Annotated in this window: 5 protein-coding genes and 1 pseudogene; all 6 read right to left on the bottom strand. The window is 25.1% G+C overall.

All coding sequences use genetic code 11. From position 1 onward, the window contains the following. Window positions 1-1,095: a lipid-A-disaccharide synthase gene (gene lpxB, locus AJ888_RS06515; RefSeq protein WP_002861067.1), complete on the bottom strand. Its 1,095-nt coding sequence runs from the start codon at window positions 1,093-1,095 to the stop codon at window positions 1-3. Continuing rightward, window positions 1,092-3,929, bottom strand: coding sequence for a DEAD/DEAH box helicase family protein (locus AJ888_RS06520; protein ID WP_002861068.1), 2,838 nt, complete (start codon window positions 3,927-3,929; stop codon window positions 1,092-1,094). The genes lpxB and AJ888_RS06520 overlap by 4 nt, the downstream gene beginning before the upstream one ends. Before the next feature lie 22 nt (window positions 3,930-3,951). Then, window positions 3,952-4,176, bottom strand: a complete 225-nt coding sequence (locus AJ888_RS06525; RefSeq protein ID WP_002861069.1) for a hypothetical protein — start codon at window positions 4,174-4,176, stop codon at window positions 3,952-3,954. 20 nt (window positions 4,177-4,196) lie between these two features. After that, complete coding sequence (locus AJ888_RS06530) at window positions 4,197-5,120, bottom strand: hypothetical protein (protein WP_002861070.1); 924 nt, start codon at window positions 5,118-5,120, stop codon at window positions 4,197-4,199. Further along, window positions 5,120-7,435, bottom strand: coding sequence for a site-specific DNA-methyltransferase (locus tag AJ888_RS06535; protein WP_002861071.1), 2,316 nt, complete (start codon window positions 7,433-7,435; stop codon window positions 5,120-5,122). The genes AJ888_RS06530 and AJ888_RS06535 overlap by 1 nt, the downstream gene beginning before the upstream one ends. A gap of 30 nt (window positions 7,436-7,465) precedes the next feature. After that, window positions 7,466-7,641: pseudogene (locus tag AJ888_RS09500) on the bottom strand (lipid-A-disaccharide synthase); the annotation flags it as partial.

The following is a 7,641-nucleotide window of genomic DNA, read 5'->3' on the forward strand; positions in this document are numbered from 1 at the left end:
TTATATTTCACTTAGGATTTTTGCTAAATTTTTAGCACTTCCAAATTGTAAATATTCTTTTAAAAAATAAACTTTAGCAAAAAATGCCTTATAATCATATTTATTATAAGCTTCATATAAATTTAAAACATTGACTTTATCTTGTAAAAATTCAGGATTTAAAGCTTCTTTTCCAGCGAAATCACAAAAAATATTTGCAAGTCCTATGTGTTTTAATTTTACAAAAAGTTTTGCGATAAAAATATCGATAGCCTTTGCCTTATAAGCAAGAACAAAAGGAGTTCCCACTAAAGCTGCTTCTAAAGTAGCCGTTCCACTACAAATAAAGGCAAAATCAGCTTTTTTAAGCACTTTTGGAGTGTTACTTTCTATTTTAAATTCACTAATATCACCATAAATTTCTAATTTTTCAAGATTAAATGGGGGAACACAAAGAATTTTTTCACCCTTAAATTTTTGAGAAAGTTCTTTAAAAATAGGCATCAAACGCCTAATTTCACTACGCCTTGAACCTGGTAAAAAGGCTATAGTTTTTTCATCATCTTTTTTTAAAAGTATATTGTTAATGTCTTCTTTATTTTTAAATTCTTTTATCTCATCTAAAAGCGGATGGCCTACATAAGTGCTTTTGTTAAAAAACTGATTATCAAAGGGTAAAATAGAAGCTAAAATATCAAAATGACTTTCTATGATAGGTATGCGACCTTTTTTCCACGCCCAAACTTGAGGCAAGATATAATAAATGCGTGGAATTTTACTACCTGCTTTTTTTAAAGCCTTGGCAAAAGGTATGTTAAAAGCGGGCGAATCTATACATAAAATCCCATCCATTTTTTGAGTAAAACTTAAATTTACAAGCTCTTTTATAGCTTTTTTTGCTTTAAAAATCAAAGGTAAAACTTCTATAAAACCCATAGCACTAAACTCATGTGAGCTATAAAGTGGCTTAGAATTTAAATCAAATTCTTTGCATAAGCTCTCATCATAAATCCCATGAATTTCAAATTCGCCAAAATCTTTTTTATAAGCTTTTAAAACTTCTTTTAAATGCAAATTTGCTGAAGGTTCTAAAGCACAAACTAAAAAGGTTTTCATTTGAAAATATCTTCTATGTTTGATTTAACAAAATCTTTTAGCTCATCTGAAACATAATTTTTATTTTTATTGTAAAAAAATAAATTTACTTTTATATTCTTATCTTCATAAGTTAAATTTTTATTCTCGAATATCATTTTAAAGCCTTTTAGTTTAAATCTAGGATTATCTTCTATTTTTAAGCCTTTTGGATCTATAAAATATATAAAAAAATCTCCACTTTGTTTGTTTTTTAACCAAAATATAAAATCAGGGTAAAATTTTCTTTCTTTTTGATACTCTTCATCAAAATAAGGAATATAAATTTCATCTTGATTTTCTACCAATTTTGAAAAATACCATTCATATTGCCCAAAAAATTCCAAATTATCTTCCAATTCTTTTAAAAATTCTTTTTCACTCTCATTAGAAATAGCAAAATTAATCTTACTTTCTTTATCGTTTTTATTGTAAATAATTAAAGGATTATAATAATGCTTACTAAGCTTTGCACTAATTATATAATTTTGCACTTCCTTACTTTTTTGACTTTCTTTTATACCTTGCATTAGCTCATCTAAATTTATTCTTTTATTTTCAAAATCAACTTTTAATTCATCTTCACTTTTTGCATTTAAAACATCTTTTATAGTTTTATTAATTTTTTGAACTGTTTCAAAATCTAATTTTGCTTGTATATTTTTATGGTGTGTTATTTCTTTCTCTAGCTTTACAAATTTATCCAAAACTTTAGCATTAGAATTTAATACACTATTGATTGTTTTTAATGTTGTTTTTTCATTGAATTCTACTCTATCTCCTGATGATTGTATTCTACTTTTTTCTCCATTGATAAATTTTTCAAATTCCTGCAATGTAGAATATTTAAAACTTTTATACAAACACTGCTCTAAAATTAAAACATCTTCATCATAAGAATTTACAAATTCTTTCAAAGAATTTGCTTCTCTTTTTGAAATTTTATAAATATTATTTAATTTACTTTCATTTTTATATTTTGGCACAGGTAAATCAAACGACAATTTCGTCTCTTTAAATCCTTTCAAGTGCTTACTTTCCATAAATTCACATTCTATACCTTCTATGATAGCTTTGATAGCTTCATTATCACTTGCCATTACAAAAAGAGTTTCCAATCCACATGCTAAATTTATACATTGTTCATCGATTTTAAACATCTCTTTTAAAGCATTTAATCTCTTTCTTATATTTAAGAAAGGTTCTATTCTAACACCTCTTCCTATAGTTTGTAAAACATATTTTTTAGCATTAATACTACCTATATTGATAAAAGAAATTAAATTTACACGATTGCTATCCCAACCTTCTGAAAAAACCTTACTTCCTAACATGATATTAATAGAAGATTGCGAGCTATTGATATTTTCAAAATGACTTTGCGATATATCACTTATACTTTCCACCCCAAGCTCAAGCAAAAAGTTTTTTTCCCATTCTTTTGCATTTGAAATATTTAAAAGCATGAAAGGCTTGTTTGAATTTTTACTCTTAAAAGCTAATTCTTTATCATTTCCTTTAATACTATAGCATTCTAAATTTGCATTTGCATTTGCATAAAAAATATTTTCTCTAAGTTCATCGTTATTTGCATTTTTTATATATTTTAAAAAATCATCGCTTAGCGTATTTATACTAAAATGCAAATTTTGATTTTGAAGTTTTTCATAAAGCTCTAAGGCTATATTGCTTACATCTACTTTATTTTTTAATACATTATGCACTGCTTTAAAATACGCTTTTATACCCGCATCTTGAGTATTTACTTTATCAGAAACTGCTATAATTAAAGGATTATGATATACAAAATCTTGTCTTTTTAAAATCAATTCTTCTTTTGTTTTTATAATGGCATTAAAAATTATAAAACTTTCCAAAATTGTTTTTATTTTTGCTTCTTCATTATTTTCACTTTTAAAATCTAAATTCTCATTTAAAACTGCTATGTTTTTACCATACCCTTCTTGATTAAATTTTTGAAGATTATAATTATAAGCACAAGTTATAAAATCTATCTCATCTTCAAAAGTAGCTGAAAAATTAAAAACAAAACCTTTTGGAAATTCATCTTCTTTGATAAAACCTCTAGCAAGTTCATGATAATAGTTTTTTCTTAGTGATGTTTTGCTATCGCCTCTATGAGCTTCATCTAACAATATATACCAACCATCTTTATTAAGATAATTTTTATAGTTTAATCTTTTTGCTTTTTTATCCTTGCCTACATTTTCTTCACTTTCAAGTAAATCACTTCTTGCAAAATACACTACCACTTCATTTAATAAACTAGCTTCTTTTTCTATGCTTTCAAAATCTTTTAAATCTTTTATTTTGATAAAGTTGCCGTGATGATTATTGTATTTAGCTATATTTGCTTTGAATTGATTTAAAATCTTATCATTTGGTGCTAAAAGCATGATGGGCTTTTTAGGTAATTGATTATTTTTAATAAATTCATGTATCAAAGCTATAAGTTTAATCATAACTATAGTTTTACCACTTCCTGTAGCCATCCAAAATGAAGCCTTTGCAATATCTTCTTTTTGTAATTTTAAATTCTCGCTTTCATCTTGATAAAATTCTAAAAGTCTTCTGCGTTCTTGATTATATTCATGCGAATTTAACTCATCCATCATGTAAAAAGAAAGTATGGCTAAAGCATTTTTAACACTTTCTTGCTGATAAAATTGCAAATTTATGGCTTGAGAAAAATTACTAAAATCATAACTTTCATCAAGCTTTTGCACTAGTGATTTATCATTGATAAATTTATTTAACAATAAATGTTTTTTTATGTTTTGTTTTGCTTTAGCCATTATTTTTCCTTTAAAGCTTTAATTATTTATTATCATTTGTAGTATGTAAGAATTTTTTACATACTGAAATTTCTTGCAACTGTCTATTTTGCAATATGTTGTTAATATGCATGGTAATATTTTCTCTTAAAGCATAAAAAAGTTTTACTAAGCTTTCTTGATTTAAATATACACTATCACCAAACTCATAAAGTTCTACTTTTAACTTTTTATCTTGCATAGCGTAAAGGATGATGTTATTTTGCATTATTTTTTTTACCTTTAATCTCAATTAAAAAGACTTGGTATTTTATAATCATACTTTACTTGCAAATATTTTTCAAATTCTTTGGGAATATCTTTAATTTTATTTTTATTAAAATTAAAAATTTCTTGAATAAAATATTCCTCTGTTTCTTTATTCCCGTTTTTTATTTTTGAATCTATGCGCAATAAAGCTTTGATAATATCATCCCGATTACCTTCTTTAAGCGGATAAAAACCATCTAAAAATTTTAACATAAATACGTTATCTAATATTTCTGCATTAAACTTTTTCTTGGTCTCTAGTAATTCAAATGTCCATTTTCCTTGTTTTTTAGTATTGATAGATTTTGAAATTATCAAATCTAATATTTCATAACTAGGTTCTAGTTGACGAATAATATCACCTTTTTTAATATGATTGATAAAATCTTTTTTTGGTATTGCATTACTATTTTCATTACTAAAACTTATTGATTTTATAGTTTTACTCTTATTAATTGCTTCATATAGCACACTTTTTTCTTTTATAGATTTATCTAAAATATACCCGAAATTATCCAATTCATTATTTATTTTTTCAAGCGTAAATATATCTTTTTCTAATACACCTTTTATTACATCTCCTAAAATTTGTCCAGCTTTCTTGTAATAATATGGTGTTTCATGTCCTGTTAAACCTTCAACAAAAGCTTTACCAGCTTCACTTTCATTAAGCCAAGTCAAAATGCAAACACCAGAACCTAACAACATATGTTTTATTTTTAATTTAAACGAACCTTGTTCACATGGACATATAACAAATGAAACATCTTGATAATTTGACAATAACTTTACACATAAATCATTGCTAATTATATTAATAGTATTTACAATTGAATTCATTTCATCAAGAGTGATATAATGCTCATCTTGACCTAAATAAATATATAATTCACTCTCATTCATCACTTTTCCCACCAAATTAAATTTTTTAGTTTTTGATATTTGATTAAGTCTATATTTTCTAAATTTATAACCTCATCGTTTTCAAATTTACAAGATTTTATACCATTTTCATCTATAAAAATATTTTTGATTTTAAGTCCTAAAAGATTTGACATCGTTAAAAATATATCAAATTCTTTATCATAAGCATTCATATCAAGGCATATATTTTCGCCTTTTTTGAGTGCTTTTATGAGTTTGCGTGATTTTCTATAATCTATGAGTGAATTTTTATCAAGTTTATATTCACAATTTTCTAAACTCTCTTCATAGCTTTCAAGTTCATAGTATCTAAAAGCACCACCACCTTTAAATTCTACTTCTTTGCTTATACCACAAACAAAACCATTTAAAACTTTTTTCATTCTAGGAATGATGACTTTGTAAAAATGTTCTCCCATTTCTACTCCAAGCCATTTGCGTTCTAGTTTATGTGCAGTAGCTATTGTTGTGCCACTTCCTGTAAAAAAATCTAAAACAATAGAATTTTCATTACTGCTTGCTTTTATTATTCTTTGAAGCAATTTTTCTTGTTTTTGTGTTTGAAAATTTAAAAATTCTTTTCCATGAGCCGTTGCCATTGATGGAATATCATTCCATACATCATACTGAGATTTTCCTAATAATATCCAAGTATTATTTACAAATTTTTGTGGCGGATAATACCTCTGATCTTTTTTCCACATCATATAATATTTTCCATTTTCATCTATGGAAAATTTATCATCATCTTCATAGGGAATTCTTACATCATCAAAATTAAAAATATGACTCTTTGTTTTATAATATAGTATAGTATCATGCTTTGGTGCAAATTTAACATTAGTATTTGTGGTACCCTTGTAATTCCACACAATTTCATTTACAAAATTTTCTTCTCCGAATATATCATTTAAAAGTTCTCTACCACGATAATTTGCATTGTAATCTAAATGCAAATAAAAACTTCCTTTATCACTTAAAAATTCTTTTGCTAGTTCTAAGCGATTATGCATCAAAGAAAGCCAAGTACTATCTTGAAATTTATCTTTATAGTCAAAGTCACTTCCTGTGTTAAATGGCGGATCTATGTAGATTAGATCTATTTTGCCTTGATATTTTGGCATTAAAGAATTTAGCGCTTGAAAATTATCTGCTTTTACAAGCTCTCCGTTTAAAATTTCATCTAAATTATCAAAACTTTGCAAAAGTTTATAATAATTTTCCTCACTTAAATACTTCGTATCAAATGGTAAGAATTTGTATTTTTCATCGTTTATAGCTTTTATATCAAACTCATCATTTATGAAATTTAATTCTTTCCATTCTGCAATTTGCTCTTTAAAATTTACATCTTTATATATGGAGTTTAAAATTTCATCAGCATTGTTTGAGTGTGATTTAATAGTATCTAAACTAAATACATAGTGAGTATTTTTAGCAAATTTTGGCTTTAGCCATATAGCTTTTAACTCATCTTCAAAATCAGCTATGAAATCAATAATATTTAAAGCGATTTGTTTTAGAGTGTTAATCTCATCTATTTTTTCTTTAGTCCAATCAGTAATGCTATCATTCACATAAGAAAACAACCACAAATCAAATTGTTCTTTTAAAAATTCTTTCGCATTTTTATGTATGAAAAAATCTACTTCATTTTGTTTTTTATAAGTTTTAAAAAGCTTTTTTAATTCTTCTTCTTTTATGTTTATTTTTGCATTTTCTAAAGTTTTTAAAAAAATATCGCTAAATTCACTTGAGTTTTGTTTAAATATATTTGTGCCATCATGATTTTTAGAATTTATTACTTTTATGTTTATATTATCATCTTGTATATTTTGCAAATAAAAATTGATTTTACTTCTATTATTATCAGCATTTTGCTCATACTCATCGGTAAGAAAATTTAAAGTATATTTTTTATCTTCACTTTGCAAGCTTAAAGGATTGTAAATAGTATCTGATTTTACATAGTATAAATTTTGTGTTTTATAAAAAAGATTTGTATCTTTTGAATTTGAATATACCCTTGCATAGATATTTTTATACATAGGCGTATCGTAAAAAAATGGCGTTCCTGTTTCATTTAAATAAGTGCTAAAAAAATTATAAAGCTTATTATAAGTATCTGTATAAAGCTTTTGTGTGTCTAAATAGTCTTTAATTTTTTGAAAATATTTTTCTTTTATAACAAGTAAATTTGTAAAACCATTTTTAGCTTGATTTTGTGAATGTTTAATTTTAGAACCCAAATAACAATCTTCTAATTTTGAATAAAATGCTTTTTTATAATCCATGCTTTACCTTTAAATTTACAAGTTTAGAATAATATCTTTTTTTCCTTTAAAAATCAAAGGTAAAACTTCTATAAAACCCATAGCACTAAATTCATGTGAGCTATAAAGTGGCTTAGAATTTAGATCAAATTCTTTGCACAAATTCTCATCATAAATCCCATGAATTTCAAATTCGCCAAAATCTTTTTTATAAGCTTTTAAAACTT

It is taken from the genome of Campylobacter sp. BCW_6467, assembly GCF_001762855.1.
Classification (GTDB): domain Bacteria; phylum Campylobacterota; class Campylobacteria; order Campylobacterales; family Campylobacteraceae; genus Campylobacter_D; species Campylobacter_D jejuni.

Coding starts and splice junctions, on each gene's coding strand:
- AJ888_RS06535 (WP_002861071.1), bottom strand. CDS start 7,435: ATGGATTATAAAAAAGCATTTTATTCAAAATTAGAAGATTGTTATTTG.
- AJ888_RS06525 (WP_002861069.1), bottom strand. CDS start 4,176: ATGCAAAATAACATCATCCTTTACGCTATGCAAGATAAAAAGTTAAAA.
- lpxB (WP_002861067.1), bottom strand. CDS start 1,095: ATGAAAACCTTTTTAGTTTGTGCTTTAGAACCTTCAGCAAATTTGCAT.
- AJ888_RS06530 (WP_002861070.1), bottom strand. CDS start 5,120: ATGAATGAGAGTGAATTATATATTTATTTAGGTCAAGATGAGCATTAT.
- AJ888_RS06520 (WP_002861068.1), bottom strand. CDS start 3,929: ATGGCTAAAGCAAAACAAAACATAAAAAAACATTTATTGTTAAATAAA.